Here is a 20057-nt window from a genome sequence, read left to right as displayed (position 1 = left end):
ATCTTTGATCAAAGTGGTGTCACGTAAGCAGACGTAATACCTCCGTCAACCAAAAAGTCGGTACCCGTTACGAAAGAGGATTCGTCGGAAGCCAGGAACAAAACAGCCGATGCCATTTCCTTCGCTTCCCCAAAACGCCCCATTGGAATATGTACCAGACGACGTTGTTTTTTTTCTTCCGTATTTAAAAACTTCATCAGTAATTCCGTGCGCAAAGGTCCCGGGCACAAAGCATTAACGCGAATATTTTCACGTGCATGAATGATCGCCAATTCGCGTGTTAATGCCAAAACAGCTCCTTTACTGGCCGTGTACGCTACCTGTGGCGTAGCGGCTCCAAGAATTGCCACAAAAGATGCCGTGTTGATAATCGACCCTCCGCCCGCGCGCTGAAGCGCCGGAATGCCATATTTGCATCCCAGAAAAACACCTTTTGCGTTGATGTTCATCGTCAGATCCCAGATCGATTCTTCGGTAGTAACGGCGTTATCGTCATCGCTGTGCATGATACCGGCGTTGTTAAACAAGATGTTCAGTTTCCCGAATTTTTCTTCGGTAAAAGCAACCATGGCTTCGCAATCAGCAGCTTTGGAAACGTCTGCATGAAGGTAAAAAGCTTCACCGCCTTCGGCTGTGATCAAATCTGCCGTTTCCTGGCCAGCTACGTCATTCACGTCCGTCACAACAATTTTGGCTCCTTCCTTGGCAAATAAAAGAGCCGTTTCCCGGCCGATTCCACCACTTCCACCAGTGATGAGGGCGACTTTATTTTCTAAACGCATTGGTTAATGTATTAAGGGATTGAATAATAGTAATTGAGTTTGTATGTATGGTATTTAGTTCATTAAGCATAAACAGGAGGCTCCCACGGAGCCAGGTATCAATAAATCCAAGCACTTTCTATAAACAGGGAACCACTACGTGGCCATCAATAGCCAAAACTAAACAGCCTATCAAAACACCACCGATTTTCTGTCACGCTCCTTTGGGAGCATCTTGTTTATAGCAATAGACTTGCTCAACCACCCCACCCGACTCCTTACGAGTCTCCTGTCGTCGGCTTCAATTCTTATTACATTTGCCAAAAACAGTCAGCCATCACATGACTAAAATCCTCAAATCCTTTCAAAATATCGTTTCCGCTCCCAATCCGTTACCGACATGTCATAGGCATGCTGCTCTGTTTTGAAAAAATGAACGTAATGCTCCACCACATCCTTTCCAAACGTCTCTTTCGCAAATGCACTTTGTTCAAAAATAGCAGTTGCTTCCGCCAGGGTGTAAGGCACTCTCGGCAAATGTGCCGCCGCGTAGATATCCCCGACAAAACATTCCGGTGGTTCAATTTTGTTTTTTATTCCCGCCAGACCTGACGCAAGCGAGGCCGCGAAAGCAAGGTATGGATTACAATCCGCACCGGGAATTCTGCATTCAATCCTTAAACTTGATCCTTGCCCAACAACCCTGAACCCCGCTGTCCGGTTATCATAACTCCACGCCAAACGTGTTGGAGCCCATGAACCGTCTACGAAACGTTTATACGAATTGACCGTTGGTGCGTAAAAAGGCATAACGTCCGGCACATGTTTAATCCAGCCACCTAAAAACCAGCGAAAAATATCCGACCCTTTCACCGGACCAAATTGCTGATCGCCGGCAAACGCATTTTTCCCGTCTTTCCACAAACTCATATGAATGTGACTGCTGGAACCTGCTTGTCCCGTCGCAAACTTTGCCATAAACGTGACCGAAAAGCCCATCGCATCGGCCACTTCTTTCATGCATTGTTTATAGATCACATGATTATCCGCCATTGGTAGCGCCTCAGCATACCGGACATTTAATTCATGCTGCCCCAGGCCCCATTCGCCTTTCGAAGTTTCGATCGGGACGCCTGAGTTTTTCAAATGACGACGAACTGCCGAAGTATATTTTTCATTCCGCGTTCCCTGAAGAATATGGTAATCTTCCAGGTAATATCCCGCCGGCGTTAAATCCTGATAATGTTTTTCGAATGCGTCTTTGTAGGTATTTTCAAGCAGATAATATTCCAGTTCGGAGGCCGCAAAACATTTCAGATGATCAAAACCTGCTGCATTTTCCAGCTGTTTGTTCAATATCGACCGGGGTGCAACCGGTACAGGTGCATGTGTTTTTTCATCAAAAACATCACAAATTACCAATGCCGTTTTTTCCAGCCAATCGGCTATCCGTAAGGTCGACAAATCAGGAACCATGTGAAAATCGCCATAACCCAGTTCCCAATTGGCATAAGAGTACCCCGGTACCGGCTCCATTTCCATATCCGTTGTAAGCAGATAATCACAACCATGTGTACCGGATTTCAGCACACTATCGATAAAATAATCCGCATCCACCCGCTTTCCCATCAGCCTGCCGTAGTGATCTGTAAAGGCTACGATCACCGTTTCCAATTCTTCAAGCTCAACCTTTTTTTCAAAATCCTCCTGTGTGAGAAAACCTTTAACGGGCATAGGAAAGTTATGGTTAACGTAATTTATCTATTTTGGCACTCATCGGAAATTTAAGCATTACCTTTTTACCGGAAGCCTTTTCCAGCATCGGTGTTAATATTTTTGTGGCATTTTCTTTTGTCTGATCCAGAATTCCCATATCCAGCGCCGATTTTTGAATTTGTTTTTCGGCTTGCAGGTATGCTTCATTGACCAGTTTTCCTTCTTCCATAAAAGCATACTCCGTGTTGTAAACTTTGGAACGTTCATGGTCAATTTTAAAAACACATAGTTCCGGTTCAGGCATGTTTACCACCAGTGTTTCCTGCTCCGACGTTATATCCGCAATCTGTATTTTGGTCAGATCCACACAGCCTATCGCTTCGCCCTGCACAATCAAGACAGCTTTGGCATTCGGCAGCCAGGTTTTTACAACCTCCTGCTCCACCACATCCTTAAAATTATATTTCACCAGTTCCAGTTTACCCATCGCAGTCATTTCCTGCAACACCAAAGTATGAACGGTTTCGGTTTTATCTTTTCCTGAAATCCAGTCGGGAATCCAGTTTCCGGTACTGAAATTATCCCATATCGATTTTAATCCTGCCAGAATAAGTACAAATAAAATCAGTCGCAGAATGAAAGGAATTAATCGCATAATACTTTTTTAAATGAAAAATATCTCTGACGCAAACCATTACTGAGCCTCTGTTATTTCCGAATTCTTCCTTGCCATCCGTTGCGCCAGCACACTGGCAGCAATCAGCTGTAAAGCGTGATAAAGCATAATCGGCAGCAACATCACACCGGCATACGACGCACCTGAGAAAAGAACTTTGGACATGACAGCCCCCTGGATCAGAGATTTTTTGGAACCACAAAATACTGCTGTTATCTCATCTTCCCTACTAAAATGCAATAAACGACTAAAAAACCTCAGCATTAAAAAGATCAGAAAGAACAGCACCAGCATTCCTATTCCTAAAAGTACGATATCTTTAATTTCAAATCCACTAAATAAATGTTCGCCGAACGACTCGCAAAAGGAGGTATAAACAATCAGCAAAATCGTCGACTGATCAAAATACCGGATGTTCTTTTTATTCCTTTCCGCAAAGCCTCCCCACGACTTATTTAACAGCAGTCCCAAACCAACCGGTAATACTACTTGCAAAGACAGTTTTCCGACTACTCCCATCAAATCAAAATGACCAGAAGCCATGTCCAGCACAAGACCCATCCATAACGGCGTGATAAAAACACCAAGCAAACTGGATATACTGGCATTAAAAATCGCGGCCGGAATATTACCGTTCGCGATTGAAACCATCACCACCGCAGAAGAAACGGTTGAAGGCAATGTGGTCAGAAAAAAAATGGATAACCACAACATTTCATTTTCCGAACCGGCGAAAAGTGGGCGGCAAGCCAGTGCTATCAGGGGAAAGAAAACAAAAGTGGAAATATGGATCATCGCATGCAGGCGCCAGTTCGTAAGTCCTGCTTTTAGTTTCTCAGGACTCAGTCGCAGCCCGTAAAAAAAGAAAACAACCGAAACGCCATAAGTTGCAATTTCATTCAACGGCACCGGACTCGTTTTCATCCCCGGATACGGCCAAACATAGGCCAGGCCGATCATACCAATTAGCGCAAGTAAAAAACCATCCAAACCTGCCTTCTGAGCTAAAACAACAATCTTATTCATTCACTTTCAAATTACTGAATTCAAATCACATCGCCGACGATGCTTACATAAGTTATTAGCACAACAACATTTGTAGTCTTTAGGTTATAACATCAAGTCTTTTTCATAAAAAACTCACTTTTAACATGAGGGAAGATAGCATAATAAATGCTGCTAAAACCCCTTCCAATCATTATTAATGTTAACTTAAACCGCTTTTAAATACCTATCCCACTCACTTTGATATGAAAATCAGTTCCACATTTATTATTTCCGGTCTCTTTCTACTGCTCAGCGTTTCGTCCCAGGCACAGTGGAAACTGGTATGGTCCGATGAATTTAACATTGACGGTAAACCAAGTCCGAAGAACTGGAAAGCAGAAAAAGGTTTTGTTCGCAACCACGAGTTCCAATGGTTTCAGGAAGATAACGCCTATTGCAAAAACGGCATGCTGACCATTGAAGCACGTAAAGAGGAGGTTAAAAACCCAAATTATATTGCCGGAAGTAAAAACTGGAAGGAAGAACGCCCCACTGCACATTACACCTCTGCCAGTCTCATTACACAGGGTATGCAGAGTTTTCAATATGGACGTTTTGAAATGAAAGCAAAAATAGACACACGGTCGGGTATGTGGCCAGCTTTTTGGACACTTGGAAATGAGGGAGAATGGCCAGAGAACGGCGAAATAGATATCATGGAATTTTATCGCGGAACGATTCTGGCCAATGCGGTTTGGGGTTCTATGGAAAAATGGAAAGGAATATGGAGTACCGTAAAAAAGCCGGTTTCAGAATTTAACGATCCCGAATGGTCGAATAAATTTCACGTTTGGCGAATGGATTGGGACGAGAAAAGCATCAGGCTCTATGTAGATGATCTTTTGATGAATTCCATTGATCTCGAAAAAACGTACAATGCGAAAGAGCCGCGTAAAAATCCTTTCCGCCAGCCACACTACATTTTAATCGGGATGGCCATTGGAGGTGATAATGGAGGCGATCCTTCTAAAACTGAATTCCCTGCCCGTTACGAAATCGACTACGTTCGGGTTTATCAGAAATAATGTGGTTCAGACCTTAAAGAAAAATGGCGCAGAAAATAAATCCTGCGCCATTTTTTATTTATTCAAAGTCATATCGATAGATATCTGCAATTTCACTGCCTGCCGGCAAGTCAATAATCGGTTTGATGATCCCGTTGTTAAGCCCGAATACCCATCCGTGCAAATGCAGCTTTTGACCGCGATTCCATGCTTTCTGAATAATAGTCGTTTTCAAAAGGTTGTTCACCTGCTCTACAACATTAAGCTCAACCAAACGGTTGGTACGCGCAGTTTCCTCTTCAATCGCATCCAGTTCAACCGCATGTTTTTGATAAACATCTTTAATATTACGCAGCCATTTATTGATCAATCCCAGATCCTGGTGCGTCATGGCAGCCTTTACGCCTCCGCATCCATAATGCCCGACAACCAGAATATGCCTTACTTTTAAAACTTCAACGGCATACTGGAGTACACTCAACATGTTCATGTCCGTACTTACGACAAGATTCGCGACATTTCTGTGAACAAACATATCACCAGGACGTGCGCCTGTAAGTTCCTCAGCAGGCACCCGGCTATCGGAACATCCGATCCAAAGAAAATCAGGTTTTTGATCGGCAGAAAGTCTGTCAAAATAATGCTCATCCAGTTCCAGTTTTTTCACTGCCCAGTCTTTATTCGCTTCCAGAAGTCTTTGATATAATTCCATTTAATTTTCGATGTTGGTTATTTCGGGTGGCAATATAATGGAAATATAGGTCTATTTCGCTGAAATGGGTGTTTTGATTGTGTTACTTGAAAACAATAATTCTTCTCATTCAACTTTTAGATATTCAAAACAGCAGTTTTCTCAACTTCCTGTTCTGCGTGCAGACTGGCTTATTTACGATTTCTTTTTCCATTTTTTAGATCGATAACAAATCTAAGCTGTAATCATTATTCCCTCTCCTTCCCTTTCACCCAAAAAATCCGTAAATTTGCGGTCTGAAAATTTAGAAAGTGCCAAATAACGAAGCTGACAGCCAACCGCTGGCAGCTAACAGCCAATATGAACTACAAAGAGTATAAAAACCTCAGTTATCCACAAATTGGTGATGATATACTGAAATTCTGGAAAGACAATAGAATATTTGAAGCGTCGGTTGATACGCGTGAAGGTTCTCCCTCATTTACTTTTTACGAAGGCCCTCCCTCCGCAAACGGAACTCCGGGTATTCACCACGTAATGGCGCGTTCGATTAAGGATATTTTCTGTCGTTATAAAACACTTCAGGGCTTTCAGGTGAAACGTAAAGGTGGCTGGGATACACACGGTCTGCCTGTTGAATTGCAGGTTGAAAAAGAACTTGGCATTACAAAAGACGATATCGGAAAAACGATTTCGGTAGAAGAATACAATGAAAGATGTCGCCAGACGGTCATGAAATTTACCGACCAATGGAATGATCTTACTGAAAAAATGGGCTACTGGGTGGATCTTGAAAACCCGTATGTAACCTACGAAAACAATTACATCGAAAGCCTTTGGAGCCTACTTAAAAAGCTTTACGACAAAGGATTATTATATAAAGGTTACACCATTCAGCCTTATTCACCAGCTGCCGGCACAGGTCTTTCGTCGCACGAGCTGAACATGCCTGGCACCTACAAAGACGTGAAAGACACGACGATTGTAGCAATGTTTAAGGTAAAAGCGGTAGAAAGTTATCCTGTTTTTGCTGACGTTAACGGACTGGTTGACCTGCGCATATTGGCCTGGACAACAACACCATGGACTTTGCCTGCAAACTCAGCGTTGACGGTTGGCGCTAACATTACCTATGTATTGGTAAAAACCTTCAACCCTTATACCTATGAGCCTGTCGAGGTGATTCTGGCTAAGGATCTGATTGGTAAATATTTTACCGAAAAGGGTAAAGACGGAGACTTTGAAAATTATGCGCTGAGCGATAAGAAGTTATTGCCGTGGACTGTTTTGAAGGAATTTAAAGGAAAAGATCTGGAAGGTGTTGAATACGAGCAACTGATGCCTTACGTTCAGCCCGAAAAACCAGCTTTCCGCGTGATTATCGGTGATTTCGTAACAACTGAGGATGGAACGGGTGTTGTTCATACTTCTCCGACTTTTGGAGCGGACGACTTCCGGGTTTCTCATGCCAACGGAATCCCTGCCATTATGGTGAAGGATGAAAACGGCAAGGAAGTACCGATCGTGGACCGTCGCGGACGTTTTGTGAAAGAAATCACAGACTATGCAGGTCGTTTTGTAAAACCTGAATATTATTCCGCAGAAGAACAGGCTGATCCGGAATTCCGTGCAACTGACGTGTTGATCGCGATCAGACTGAAAGAGGAAGGCAAAGCTTTCAAGGTTGAAAAATACGAACATACATATCCGCATTGCTGGCGTACAGATAAACCGGTTTTATATTATCCATTGGATAGCTGGTTTATCAAAACCACGGCGATGAAGGATAAACTGGTTGAACTGAACAAAACCATCAACTGGAAACCGGAAAGTACCGGAACAGGGCGTTTCGGAAACTGGCTGGAAAACCTGGTTGACTGGAACTTATCACGTTCTCGTTACTGGGGAACACCGCTTCCGATCTGGCGGAGTGAGGATGGAGAAGAAGTTTGTGTGGGCTCGATCAGCGAACTGAAACAATTGCTTGAAAATGCAAATGCTTCCGGCAAACTATCAGCAGAACAAGCCGAGAGCAACAAAACCTATCTTGCAAAACTGGGTGAAGGAGATTTCGATCTGCACCGTCCTTATGTTGACAATATCTATTTCGTTTCATCACAAGGCAGCGTCATGTTCCGCGAGCCGGACCTGATCGACGTTTGGTTTGACTCGGGTGCGATGCCTTATGCGCAATGGCATTATCCGTTCGAAAACCACGAAACTTTCAACGAAAGTTATCCGGCAGATTTCATTTCGGAAGGTGTTGACCAGACACGTGGCTGGTTCTTCACGCTCCATGCCATTGCGGGAATGTTGTTTGATTCGGTAGCATTTAAAAATGTCGTTTCCACTGGTTTGGTTTTGGATAAAAACGGAAACAAGATGTCAAAACGTCTTGGAAACGCCGTCGATCCATTCGAAACTTTAGGGAAATATGGCCCTGACGCGACGCGCTGGTATATGATCACCAATGCCGAGCCATGGGATAACCTGAAATTCAATATTGACGGAATCCAGGAAGTGCAGCGTAAGTTTTTCGGAACGCTGCTGAACACTTATAACTTCTTTGCCCTTTACGCAAACCTTGACGGCTATAATTTCCATGAAGCCACAGCAGTTCCTGTTGAGAGCAGAACAGAGCTTGACCGCTGGATTTTGTCAAAACTAAATACGTTGATCAAAGAAGTTGGCGAGCAGTTTGACGATTACAACCCGACAAAAGCGGGCCGTTTGGTGCAGGATTTCGTAACAGATCAGCTTTCAAACTGGTATATCCGTTTGAATCGCCGTCGTTTCTGGAATCCGTCCAGCGAAAATACTGGCCTGACAGAAGATAAAAAAGCAGCTTATGAAACCTTACAGCATTGTTTGGTAACGGTATCACAGCTGATGTCACCAATTGCTCCTTTCTTTGCGGAATGGTTATACAAAAGCCTGACGGACGGAATAAGAGAAGAATCGATCAAAGCGAATTCCCACTTAAAATACGACTCGGTACACCTTACACATTGGCCGGTTGTTGAGTATAGCGACATCGACCTGGATCTGGAAGAAGCAATGGAAATGGCTCAGTCGATCAGTTCGCTGGTCCATTCGATCCGTAAAAAACATAAACTAAAAGTACGTCAGCCACTTTCAAAAGTATTGATCCCGGCTTTGACAGAAAAAACAAGTCGTCAGATCCATCAGGTTGCTTCGATTATCCTCTCAGAAGTTAATGTGAAAGATGTTGACGCAATCAATGATAACGACGGTTTCTTCCATAAAAGAGCAAAACCAAACTTTAAGGTCTTAGGTAAAAAGTTTGGCAAGGATATGCAGGCTGTGGCGGAGAAGATCAAGCTTTGGGACAACAATGAGATCAAACAACTGGAAAAAGATGGACAGTATTTAATCACTGACCTTCAACCGGTAGCCGCGATTTTGATTGACGAAGTGGAAATCTACACAGAAGACGTTCCGGGATGGCTGGTTGCAAGTGAAAACGGATTAACCGTGGCGTTGGATATTACCGTGACCGATGAACTTCGCCTGGAAGGTATCGCCCGCGACTTTGTCAACCGCGTTCAAAATCTTCGGAAAGACAGCGGTTTTGAAGTAACGGATAAAATCCGGATCACACTTCAAAACAATGATGAATTATTGGCAAGCGCAGTTACTGCTAACCGGGAATATATCTGTCAGGAAGTTCAGGCATTGGATCTTAACCTCGTTGGTGACCTGAATGGTTCTGCCACTGAGATTGAAATGGACGAATTCTTATTGAAGGTAAAAATTGAAGTTGTGTCCTGATTTGTAGGTAAGGAAACGCAGCGTTAGAAGAGTAAAAAAGGAGTTTCACAGAGATGGTTTTGTCTTTGTGGGGCTCCTTTTTCTTGTACTTGTGTAACTTATGTTGATCTGTTACGTATTAGATATGAGAATGCAGGTTTGGTAAAGTTTTACTCTGTGAAGCTCTGCGTAACTCAATATTGTAGGTTGCCTTATCAGCATGTAATGAATTACAAACCATACACACTAAATATAAACAAAGACAACACCCGTTTTCAATTCCAAAGTATTGGGAAGCGGGGCGTTTTTGAAAAGATAATACAATTTAGACCGTTGTCAGATGCAATATACAATCTAGCTTTACTGGACTATAATCCAGTGACTCATCAGGAAAATGATTTGTCTATAACCGACAATGGCGATATGCCAGAAGTTTTAGCAACGGTCATGAAAGCTATTAAACTTTTCTTTATCTACTATCCTGATAAGGCTGTTTATTTCAAGGGAAGTTCAAAATCCCGAACACGATTATACCAGATTTCTATAAATAAGACATACCTTGATCTTGAAAAGGATTTAATTATATATGGATCAACAAGTAATGGATGGGTTCCATTTGAACCAAACTTATCATTTGATAGTTTTTTGATTGTTAAAAGTGTCAATAATTTAGATTAAACTAGCTAGATATGAAATCATTAGAATCAAAAGTTGTTGATAAAAAACCAGTTTATGGAGGAATCTACGTTGATAAATCTTTAGATAATATGCCGGTATCTCCTGCGGCTCAGAGGAAAAACGATGAAGCCCGCGCGTTTTTAGAAAAGCATCCAATTCCTGACCATATATTAAATAGAGTTCGAAGTGATAAGTGATTCATTATAATTAGCGTCGACACTTCATGCAATTACAAAACTCCACAGCGCTCATCACCGGCGGTGCTTCGGGCCTTGGCGAAGCCACTGCACGTTTATTCCTGTCGCATGGTGCGCGGGTGATTATCCTTGATCTAAATGAAATTTCCGGAAAAGCACTTGAAAAGGAGTTTTCCGGTCAACTGAGATTCTTCAAAACAAATGTTTCCGATGATGTCGATGTGAGGCTGGCGCTTAGTGCTGGGTTGGAAACATTTGGCTCAATCCAGATCGCCGTGAATTGCGCCGGTATTGCCCTGGCGCGTAAAACCATTGGAAAAGTTGACGGCGTTTATGGCCCGCATGCATTGAATATTTTTGAAAAAACAATCCGTGTAAACCTGATCGGGACTTTTAATGTGATACGACTTGCAGGTTTTGCAATGGAGAAAAACAACCCTAATGAAGAAGGCGAACGTGGTGTCATCATTAACACAGCTTCGGTTGCGGCTTACGACGGACAAATCGGGCAGGCAGCTTATGCGGCAAGTAAAGGCGGAATTGTAAGCATGACACTACCCATAGCACGTGAATTCGCCAAAACAGGAATCCGGGTTATGACCATCGCACCAGGACTATTTGAAACGCCTCTATTGATGGATTTGCCGGAAGAAGCCAGATTATCTTTGGGACAGCAGGTTCCTTTTCCTTCACGCCTTGGACGGCCTTCGGAATATGCTTTGCTGGCCAAATCAATCGTAGAAAATCCGATGTTAAACGGCGAGGTGATTCGTTTGGACGGTGCCATAAGAATGGGACCGAGGTAAAAATTGAAACTAATAGTAAATTGGCGTATCTTGCTATAAAATAACGAATTGACTATGAGATCCATCCAACAGACCAGATTTAAAACACCGATGCTTCATTGGTTGTTTTTCCTGTTGCTGTCAACCGGATTTTCTTATTTTCAGGAAAGCCCGTCAATCGGTAAACTTTTCGCTGTTGAGTTTGTCCATCGGGACACAAGAATTTTTGGGAACACAAAACACATTACCGAATATCCTGTTTCTTCTCAAAAACGCATAACGTTCCAAAACCACAGCACACAATCTCTTAAAATAAATACCTTATCCAGAACCCTGAATAGTCTGGTCAAAGTTGCTTTTACTAGACAAGCAGCAATCTCTTCATTTTTACCTCAGCATACAATTATCCATTTTCAGCACAGAACTTTATGTTCCGGCGACGATGACGCTATCTCCTGAGCGGACAATCCATCTGTCCATTATCTAAACATTCTTTATCCGAAATTCCGGTAAAACGGTTTACCCTATCCTATTGTAGACGGAGACGGGCTTTCCGTATGTTTTATTTAGTCAACTCAGGAATCATGAAAATTAGTAAAATAATTCTCCGGACCATCAAGTGGGTCAGGTATTTAACCATTGCCTACATGCTGGGTTTTGCCAATGTTTTAAATCAGGAAACAAAAACGATGGATGACACTTTCACCAAAATCGAGCAGACATCCGAAGATCAGGAATAGCATCAAACCATTCTGATCCCCATTTCCTTGTAGATGTTAAAGTCACTCATATCGTCCGGCTGATCGGTTACAATTGTCGTTAACTGATTGGTCGGACAAATATAATAAGCCTCCGCGGTACCAAGTTTTTCTATTGTTGAGAGTGCAATAACCTCTCTCGAAGATTCAACCATCGCTCTTTTGACTTCACTTTCCTCGTAGTCCGGGCCGGTCACTCCCAGCTCCGAGTGGATACTGCAAATTCCAAAAAAACATATATCGGCCCTGAATTTTTTGAAATACTGAATCGTCTCATGCCCGATCGTTACGAACGAACTTTTTAAAAGCCGTCCGCCCGCAAACAACACTTCCACCTTATCATGCTCTTCTAAAATACTGGCGATAGGAAAACTATTGGTAACGACCGTCAATCGAATGTCTTTGGGCAAAGCCTGCGCGATCAGCATCGCAGAGGTTCCACCATCAAAAATGACAACTTGTCCATCCTTTAAAAATCTTAACGCCTTATTGGCAATCACTTTTTTTTGGTCATTGCCATATTCTACCCGGTCTTTAAAATTATGCGGGCCTGGCGCATGTGGCACAGCTCCCCCCCGCACAGATTTTAACAATCCCTGATCTGCCAGTTCCTTGATGTCCCTTCTTACCGTATCTTCCGAAACCTTTAAAATATCACTTAAACCGGACAAAAGTACCTTTTGGTCCTGTCCCAATTGATTCAGTATAACCTGAAACCGTTCCTCTTTTAACATCGTTATTCGTTCAGCTTTTTGCAAATATAAATATTAATTTTGATTTAATACTGCAAATTATTGCAATATATACTTACATTTGCAGCACAAAATTGCAAATAATAGCAACATATTGTTTCATTCTTTGATCAAAAATTTAACAAAAAACATACCCATGAAAAAAACAGTAGCCATTGACATGGACAATGTCATCGCCGATATTGAGACAAACTGGATTAAGTTATATGAGCAGGAATATGGTATTCGGGTTGAGAAGGAGGAATTATTGGGAAAACCAGAGGATTTTGCATTTCCTGATCCTGCCGCCGCGCGAAGCCTTATTTACAAACCTGGCTTTTTCCGCAACGCGCCTGTCATTGAAGGAGCCATTGAAGCTCTGAAAGAATTGCAGGAGGATTTTGAAGTTTATATCGTTTCGGCAGCCATGGAATTCCCGAATTCATTGCCCGAAAAATACAATTGGCTGGCCGAGCATTTTCCTTTTATTACATGGAGAAACATCATTTTCTGTGGAGACAAAAGTGTGATTGGCACAGATTTCCTGATTGATGACCATTTAAAAAACCTCGACTTCCATAAAGGGATGCCGATTCTTTTCACTGCCGGACATAATATCAATGTCACCAAACATACAAGGGTTAACAACTGGGCTGAGGCGGTTAATTTATTGCGGGAGCATGTTGGGGTTGTTTAGCCATTTTTTCTACAGGTATTCAGGTGCAAAGCACCGAAATACTTGTAGAAAAAATCAAAATTTAAATACCTAAGCCTTCTCCTTAACCCGCTCTTTCAATTGCAGCAACTCGTCTCTTAGCCTTGCCGCTTCCAGAAAGTCCATATCTTTTGCTGCACTTTCCATTTTCTTCTGGGTTTCAATAATCAGTTTTTGAAGATCATTTTTACCCATGTACTGCACCACCGGATCAGCAGCAATGCGTATTTCGGATGGCTCAACATATATTTTCCTTGGTTTCGAATCAGCAACCGAGGTTTGGGTCATAATGGCCTCTTTCGATTTCAGAATTGTTTTTGGCGTAATTCCATGCTCCTCGTTATAGGCAAGCTGAATACTCCGTCTCCGATTGGTTTCACTGATCGCAGTTTCCATTGAACCGGTTATGACATCAGCATACATTAACACTTTGCCATTTTCATTACGGGCTGCCCGTCCGATCGTTTGAATCAATGAACGGATATCTCTCAAAAATCCTTCTTTGTCCGCATCCATGATCGCCACCAGCGATACTTCCGGTAAATCCAAACCTTCCCTCAACAAGTTTACACCCACCAGTACATCAAAAATACCCAGGCGCAGTTCACGCAGAATCTCAACCCGATCCAGCGACTTTACCTCCGAGTGAATATACCGGCATTTGATACCAACCCGGTCCAGGTATTTGCTCAACTCCTCTGCCATACGCTTCGTTAGCGTTGTGATCAAAACCCGGTCGCCCTGCTTGATTCGTATGTTTATTTCTTCAAGTAAATCATCAATCTGGTTGAGACTCGGACGCACTTCTATTTCAGGATCAAGCAATCCTGTCGGGCGGATAATCTGTTCAACCACGATACCATCCGAACGGCGAAGTTCATAGTCCGCTGGTGTCGCGCTCACATAAATCGTCTGCGGCGTAAGATCTTCAAACTCCTGGAATGTTAGCGGGCGGTTATCCAAAGCAGACGGCAAGCGGAAACCATACTCCACAAGCGCCTCTTTTCTCGACCTGTCACCGCCCCACATCGCTTTAATCTGAGGCATGGTAGCGTGACTTTCGTCCACAACCATCAAAAAATCTTCGGGGAAATAATCCAGCAAACAAAATGGTCGCTGCCCCGGTATACGTCTGTCAAAATATCGTGAATAGTTTTCAATGCCCGAACAGTATCCTAGTTCGCGCATCATTTCCATATCAAATTCCGTACGTTCTTTAACTCTTTCCGCTTCGGACAATCTTCCATTGCTGGTAAAATAGTTAATTTGTTTTACCAGATCATCCTGAATTTCCTTCATGGACTGTGTAAGAACATCTCGCCCGGTCACAAATAGATTCGCAGGAAAAATTGCTATGATTTTATCAGAAGAAATCTTCTTTCCGCTTTCCGGCTCTATGCGTTGAATTTCCTCAATCTCATCCCCGAAAAAGATAATCCGGTAGGCAAAATCCGCATAACCCGGAAATATATCAACCGTATCACCTTTTACCCTGAACGTTCCACGGCTAAATTCAACCTCGGTACGGCTGTAAAGAATTTCTACCAGACGGAACAAAAACTGATTCCGGCTCACAATATCCCCTACCGCGGCCCGAACAATGCTTTTCTTATATTCATTAGGATTTCCCGCGCCATAAATACAGGAAACCGAGGCCACCACAAGCACATCCCTACGCCCGCTCATGAGCGAGGACACCGTATGAAGCCTGAGCTTTTCAATTTCCTGATTGATCATCAGGTCCTTTTCTATGTAAGTATTGGTACTGGAAATAAACGCTTCCGGCTGATAGTAGTCGTAGTAACTGATGAAATATTCAACCGCGTTATTGGGAAAAAATTGCTTGAATTCACCGTATAGCTGGGCTGCCAGTGTTTTGTTATGGCTCAGCACCAAGGTAGGCCGGTTTATTTCCGACACAACGTTGGCGACTGTAAAAGTCTTTCCGGAGCCCGTTACCCCAAGTAAGGTCTGAGCCGGTTCGCCTGCTGCAATTCCCTGTAAAAGTTGTCTGATTGCCTCAGGCTGATCCCCCGTAGGCTGGTAATCTGAAATGAGTTCAAAATTCATAGCTAAACATAAAAGGAATACAATTCATAACGCATTCCAAAGATAAAATAGTTTCTTTGGAATGCGTCGGAATTCCTTTTATGCTTCTTGTGCGATAAGCTGTTCTGCTTTTTCCACTGCTTTTTTCTCTTTCCAATGCTGCCATCCAATCCCCAGAAGTGACGCCATTCCTTTGTCCACAAAAGTGTGACGAACCAGGTTCATACCACCGCGAACAGCCGTAAAAACAGAGTTGTTCGCCCGCAGTGCAAGGCTAAAACCTCCGTCGACATACCGGATATAGTGCCACCAAAGCGAAGGAATAAAAATCGTTTCGCCGTGTAACAAAGTCGTTTCAAAACCTGTTGCACCCTTCATAGCCGGGAAACGTTCGTAGTCCGGATTGATCGGATCCACTTTACTCATTACCGTAAAAGGATGCTGATAAAGCCTTGTGCTTTCCTCAGGAGAGAACAAAATAACCTGCTTGCGGGTATGGAACTGCGTCAAAAACACATTGGAGCAATCCATATCATAGTGCAGGTTGGTAATCGAACCCTCACCTCCGAAAAATACAAATTTATAGTACTTTAAAAATCCGTCCATGATCGTTGGAAAACGGATATCGTCTGTCAACGAAGGCGCTTTTTTAAATATATCAAAAAGGAAAAGTCTCAAATCCGTAGGCCCCTTCTCGATCAACGAAAGATACTCGCCAAACTTCATCGTTTTGGCGATCTGAAAATACTTATCCGCATCATGCATGTGGTTATCAACCAAAGGAACATCGATTTGACCGTGGTTTTCACGAAGCCACTCGAAAGTCCATTTTTGCATCGCCGGCCAGTCTTTTGCTAAATCAGTAAAAACAACAGGACGGCTTGGTTTTAAATAATTCTCAATAAATTCTTCGCGGGTAAGTCCGGTACGTTTTTCTATTGGCACTAATTTCATGACAGAAACTGAGTATAATGAGTAATCGACTGTGTAAGAAAAATTATATTATAGCCTTTCGACCATCTTACCAATTATTCTAAATAACAATTCAAATTCGGGTAATAGTTCTAAAAAATCAATATTTCAAAAACAACCGGCCGGTTATGGTGCCGTTTGTAATGATTTTTCATTGACAAATTTATACCGTTACACTAAAAACTACATCAAATGTATTAAAGGAAATTGGAAATATACCCAAAATAATTTGAGATAATCCTTACAGGATCATTTGCATTCCAGACAACTATCTCCGGTATTACCCTGCAAGTTATACCCAAATCGAAATAAAAAAAATGACAATAATCACACACGCTACCGATCAATAAACGTATCTTCACCGGCAAATATTGAATGGTTTCGTTAACGGTTTGCTCACTGTCCGATGAAATATTTAACCATACAGCCACCTCCAAAACTGGCGCGTTTTGTAAGATCCTTCTGGATACTGGAAGACGACGTAAATCCGGATAAACCCTACATTCACCGGGTGATGGCAGACGGCTGCGCTGAAATGATATTTCATTATCAAACTCCTTTCGACGAAATTTTTTCAAAAGATAAAATCGAAACATCTTTTCATTCCGGGCTCCACGGCCAGGCCCAACATTTCCGGCGGTTTATTGTGCGGGAAAACTTCGGCATTTTCGGTATTTATCTTTACCCGTTTGCTTTGCCGCTCCTGTTTTCAATGCCTTCTGACGAGCTCAGCAACGAAATGCCCGATCTACAAACGTTGTTGGGCGACGAAGGAAAATTTCTGGAAGAAAAAATGATGCTGGCAAGAAGCAACGAAGAGCGTGTGGTCATCATTTCCGATTTTCTTGAAAAACGGATCACCCAAAATTATCGCGAAGAACCCGCCGTATTTTCTACGATCAGTTATATCATCCGCACCAAAGGATTTGCCAATGTTCAGCAGCTGGCGGATCAGAGTTTTCTGTCAACAAGGCAGTTTGAGCGAAAATTTAAGGCGTTTTCAGGTTTCAGTCCCAAGTTATATTCCCGGATTGTACGGTTTCAGTCCGCGCTGGAAATGTATGGCAATCAGGAAAAATCACTTACCGAAATCGCCTATGACTGCGGTTATTACGACCAGTCCCATTTCATACACGATTTCAAAGAATTTTCAGGTCAGCACCCAAAATCTTTCTTTTCAGGAAAAGCGGAAGGCGTTGAATACAGAGATGCATAATGTCGCGTTTTTCCAATTTCCGGCTGTCGGGCCTTGATAGATTTGCATAAACTTTAAAACAAAAAACGATGAGCACTGCAAAAATTCCTAACGGCCACCAGACGATTATGCCGTATCTGATGCTGAAATCTTCGGCTCAATTTATTGATTTCACAAAAAACGTTTTCGGAGCGGAAGTAACTTTCACGAGAATGCGCGACAACACCGACGTAGTGATGCATTCCGAAATCCGGATCAATGATAGCACGATCATGTTTTGCGACAGCACCGATCAATGGAAAACGCAAACGTCCAACCTTTTTATCTATGTAGATAATGCTGACGAAACCTACAAAAAAGCGCTTTCCGAAGGAGCCATAAGCATCATGGAACCCGCAGACCAGGACTATGGAAGAAGCTGCGGCGTAACAGATCCCTGCGGAAATGTTTGGTGGATAACTTCCGTAAAATAATTCACAAGCCATCTTTAATTCGTACTTTTAAAATAAAACTTTCGAATTAAAGATGGCTGAAACATTAAAAGAAGTCGACGATATTCTTGACAATCAAAACGAACAGCTCAAAAAATTACACAGCATTGCAACCAAGGCTTTTCAGGAAGAAGAACTTATTATTGATAATCTCGCGCATCCTCCTCAGGAAATATTAACACAAGGCCAGCGCGTTTCGGACAAAGTTGCACGATTTGGCGGGAGCTGGACATTTATCATCGTGTTCAGTATCATTCTGGTCGTCTGGATCATTTACAACTCGACTCTTCCGAAAGCTGAACAGTTTGACCCTTATCCCTTTATTCTGATGAATCTGATACTTTCATGTGTGGCCGCCATGCAGGCACCGATCATTATGATGAGCCAGAACAGGCAGGAGGAAAAAGACAGAATCAGGGCTGAAAATGATTATCTGATCAATATGAAAGCGGAACTGGAAGTCCGCAGCCTGCATCAGAAAATGGATCTTCTGCTGGAAGAGCAAGTAAAAACGCTATTTGAAGTGCAGGCAAAACAGCTTGAATTATTAAAAAAACTAACGGAACGTGTCGACAGTCTCTGTGCAAAAAACGATTTATAACCTTTCAGTATTACCATAATGATTAATTACGACGGCAAGATTTTCATCCCCCTTTCTAATTCAGAAAACGGGGAAGTGGATCTTAAAATGCAATTTAAATACAAGCAGACAGGCAACCTTCTGACTTCCGATTACGTAGGAGAAAATATAAGGCTTGGACATTTGATCGCGCTGGTGGACGAGAAGGGCTGTCTGGATATGCGTTATCATCAGGTGAACGATCGCGGTGAAATCACAACAGGCATTTGTAAATCTACCCCTGAAATATTACCAAACGGAAAAATTCGTTTACATGAAAAATGGCAGTGGACTTCCGGGGATTTGTCTGAGGGAAATTCAATCCTGGAAGAGCTGACCGCCGGAAAATAAGCCGTTTGTTTTCACGAGAACTACCTAATCGAACGTATTATGAAGGTTAAAATCTTATTGTTTTTCTTCGCGTTGCTGACTTATGCGGCGCAGGCACAAACTTCAAAAGTAGTCTCAGGTGCTACCAATTTCAGTGTAAAGTTTGTTTTGGGCACTTGCAACGGCACTTTTGACGCTCCCAAAGGCGGCGCCATCTTCGATCCGAATAACCTGAATGCTTCCGCATTTAACCTGACGGTTGCTGCCGCTACTTTTAAAACAAACAGCAACGCCAGAGACAAGGATATGAAAAGTGACAAGTATTTTGACGTCGCCAAATATCCTGAGATTCATTTTAAATCTTCGAAAATCGAGAAAAAAGATGCCAATTACCAGGCCATCGGGACGCTGACGATCAAAGATGTTTCCAAAACGGTAACCTTGCCTTTTGAAGCAAAGAAAAATGCGGATGGCAGTTATGCCCTGGCCAGTACTTTTGATATCAACCGGCTCGACTATAAAGTAGGCGAAAGCAACTGGAAATTGAAAGATGTGGTAACCTTGACGATCAAAGCCGTTATCAAATAAATAACAGCCAACAAAAAGAAAGAGATGTATTTGTAAACTGGCCGGATCAGTGACAAATACATCTCTTTTTATTTCCAAATATTCTCCCAAACCTCCAAGTGCCATCGGCACGGCCGATTTTGTGGCCCGGGATTTTAATCCCGGGAGCAAGTAATTTCATTTACAACCCTGGCAAGATTTCAATTCATAAAAAATTTGAGAATTATTTATCGGTACATTACTTTGTAATTAGTCTAATTAGTCTTTCATTTGTAAAATATAACTGGTCTAAATAGATATAACC

21 protein-coding genes are annotated in these 20057 nt (G+C 42.5%); 13 read left to right on the top strand and 8 right to left on the bottom strand.

The annotated features are described in order from the left end of the window. Positions 1–8: 8 nt before the first annotated feature. From M1L62_RS22605 to M1L62_RS22590, 4 genes are all read right to left on the bottom strand, one after another. Positions 9–782, bottom strand: a complete 774-nt coding sequence (locus tag M1L62_RS22605) for a glucose 1-dehydrogenase (protein WP_254561899.1) — start codon at positions 780–782, stop codon at positions 9–11. Between the two features lie 333 nt (positions 783–1115). After that, positions 1116–2495, bottom strand: coding sequence for a glutamine synthetase family protein (locus tag M1L62_RS22600; protein WP_254561898.1), 1380 nt, complete (start codon positions 2493–2495; stop codon positions 1116–1118). 13 nt (positions 2496–2508) lie between these two features. After that, positions 2509–3132, bottom strand: a complete 624-nt coding sequence (locus M1L62_RS22595; RefSeq protein WP_254561897.1) for a DUF4230 domain-containing protein — start codon at positions 3130–3132, stop codon at positions 2509–2511. A gap of 39 nt (positions 3133–3171) precedes the next feature. Beyond that, positions 3172–4179 (bottom strand): bile acid:sodium symporter family protein, encoded by a 1008-nt coding sequence (locus tag M1L62_RS22590; RefSeq protein ID WP_254561896.1) that lies wholly within the window; start codon positions 4177–4179, stop codon positions 3172–3174. Between the two features lie 224 nt (positions 4180–4403). Here M1L62_RS22590 and M1L62_RS22585 point away from each other — a divergent pair, with 224 nt between their 5' ends. Continuing rightward, positions 4404–5225 (top strand): glycoside hydrolase family 16 protein, encoded by an 822-nt coding sequence (locus tag M1L62_RS22585; protein ID WP_254561895.1) that lies wholly within the window; start codon positions 4404–4406, stop codon positions 5223–5225. A 58-nt stretch (positions 5226–5283) separates the two neighbouring features. Here M1L62_RS22585 and can read toward each other — a convergent pair whose 3' ends face one another. Continuing rightward, the gene (gene can / locus M1L62_RS22580) at positions 5284–5916 is read right to left on the bottom strand and encodes a carbonate dehydratase (RefSeq protein ID WP_254561894.1); all 633 of its coding nucleotides are present in this window, start codon (positions 5914–5916) and stop codon (positions 5284–5286) included. A 339-nt stretch (positions 5917–6255) separates the two neighbouring features. Here can and ileS point away from each other — a divergent pair, with 339 nt between their 5' ends. The 6 genes from ileS to M1L62_RS22550 all read left to right on the top strand — a co-directional run bounded on the left by ileS (position 6256) and on the right by M1L62_RS22550 (position 12066). Beyond that, complete coding sequence (gene ileS, locus M1L62_RS22575) at positions 6256–9687, top strand: isoleucine--tRNA ligase (RefSeq protein ID WP_254561893.1); 3432 nt, start codon at positions 6256–6258, stop codon at positions 9685–9687. Positions 9688–9891: 204 nt separating this feature from the next. Continuing rightward, entirely contained in the window at positions 9892–10344 is a 453-nt protein-coding gene (locus M1L62_RS22570) for a DUF6934 family protein (RefSeq protein ID WP_254561892.1), read from the top strand. An 11-nt stretch (positions 10345–10355) separates the two neighbouring features. Next, a complete protein-coding gene (locus M1L62_RS22565) occupies positions 10356–10541 on the top strand; it encodes a hypothetical protein (protein ID WP_254561891.1) in 186 nt (61 codons plus the stop codon). 26 nt (positions 10542–10567) lie between these two features. Continuing rightward, positions 10568–11347 (top strand): 3-hydroxyacyl-CoA dehydrogenase, encoded by a 780-nt coding sequence (locus M1L62_RS22560; RefSeq protein WP_254561890.1) that lies wholly within the window; start codon positions 10568–10570, stop codon positions 11345–11347. 54 nt (positions 11348–11401) lie between these two features. Continuing rightward, the gene (locus M1L62_RS22555; RefSeq protein ID WP_254561889.1) at positions 11402–11785 is read left to right on the top strand and encodes a hypothetical protein; all 384 of its coding nucleotides are present in this window, start codon (positions 11402–11404) and stop codon (positions 11783–11785) included. A 125-nt stretch (positions 11786–11910) separates the two neighbouring features. Continuing rightward, on the top strand, positions 11911–12066 hold the full coding sequence (locus M1L62_RS22550; protein WP_254561888.1) for a hypothetical protein: 156 nt from the start codon (positions 11911–11913) through the stop codon (positions 12064–12066). 2 nt (positions 12067–12068) lie between these two features. Here the strand turns inward: M1L62_RS22550 and M1L62_RS22545 are convergent, their stop codons facing one another. Further along, a complete protein-coding gene (locus M1L62_RS22545) occupies positions 12069–12818 on the bottom strand; it encodes a DeoR/GlpR family DNA-binding transcription regulator (protein ID WP_254561887.1) in 750 nt (249 codons plus the stop codon). 154 nt (positions 12819–12972) lie between these two features. On the opposite strand from M1L62_RS22545, the gene M1L62_RS22540 reads away from it, so the two are divergent. After that, positions 12973–13512, top strand: coding sequence for a 5' nucleotidase, NT5C type (locus M1L62_RS22540; protein WP_254561886.1), 540 nt, complete (start codon positions 12973–12975; stop codon positions 13510–13512). A gap of 69 nt (positions 13513–13581) precedes the next feature. On the opposite strand, the gene uvrB is transcribed toward M1L62_RS22540, so the two are convergent. Continuing rightward, complete coding sequence (uvrB, locus tag M1L62_RS22535; protein WP_254561885.1) at positions 13582–15600, bottom strand: excinuclease ABC subunit UvrB; 2019 nt, start codon at positions 15598–15600, stop codon at positions 13582–13584. A gap of 78 nt (positions 15601–15678) precedes the next feature. Continuing rightward, positions 15679–16533 carry a cupin-like domain-containing protein gene (locus M1L62_RS22530; RefSeq protein WP_254561884.1) on the bottom strand — a complete coding sequence of 285 codons (855 nt, stop codon included), beginning with the start codon at positions 16531–16533 and terminating at the stop codon, positions 15679–15681. Between the two features lie 424 nt (positions 16534–16957). Here M1L62_RS22530 and M1L62_RS22525 point away from each other — a divergent pair, with 424 nt between their 5' ends. The 5 genes from M1L62_RS22525 to M1L62_RS22505 all read left to right on the top strand — a co-directional run bounded on the left by M1L62_RS22525 (position 16958) and on the right by M1L62_RS22505 (position 19774). Next, positions 16958–17767, top strand: a complete 810-nt coding sequence (locus M1L62_RS22525) for a helix-turn-helix transcriptional regulator (protein WP_254561883.1) — start codon at positions 16958–16960, stop codon at positions 17765–17767. A 68-nt stretch (positions 17768–17835) separates the two neighbouring features. Next, positions 17836–18219 (top strand): VOC family protein, encoded by a 384-nt coding sequence (locus M1L62_RS22520; RefSeq protein WP_254561882.1) that lies wholly within the window; start codon positions 17836–17838, stop codon positions 18217–18219. Between the two features lie 52 nt (positions 18220–18271). Beyond that, the gene (locus M1L62_RS22515; RefSeq protein WP_254561881.1) at positions 18272–18838 is read left to right on the top strand and encodes a DUF1003 domain-containing protein; all 567 of its coding nucleotides are present in this window, start codon (positions 18272–18274) and stop codon (positions 18836–18838) included. Between the two features lie 18 nt (positions 18839–18856). Then, positions 18857–19207, top strand: a complete 351-nt coding sequence (locus M1L62_RS22510; RefSeq protein WP_254561880.1) for an avidin-fold protein — start codon at positions 18857–18859, stop codon at positions 19205–19207. Between the two features lie 39 nt (positions 19208–19246). Further along, positions 19247–19774: a YceI family protein gene (locus M1L62_RS22505; RefSeq protein ID WP_254561879.1), complete on the top strand. Its 528-nt coding sequence runs from the start codon at positions 19247–19249 to the stop codon at positions 19772–19774. Positions 19775–20057 lie beyond the last annotated feature (283 nt).

The sequence above is a fragment of the Dyadobacter diqingensis genome (assembly GCF_024220585.1).
GTDB classification, from domain to species: domain Bacteria; phylum Bacteroidota; class Bacteroidia; order Cytophagales; family Spirosomataceae; genus Dyadobacter; species Dyadobacter diqingensis.
Note: the sequence above shows the minus strand (reverse complement) of the source record. Positions and strands in the feature narration are given on the sequence as shown.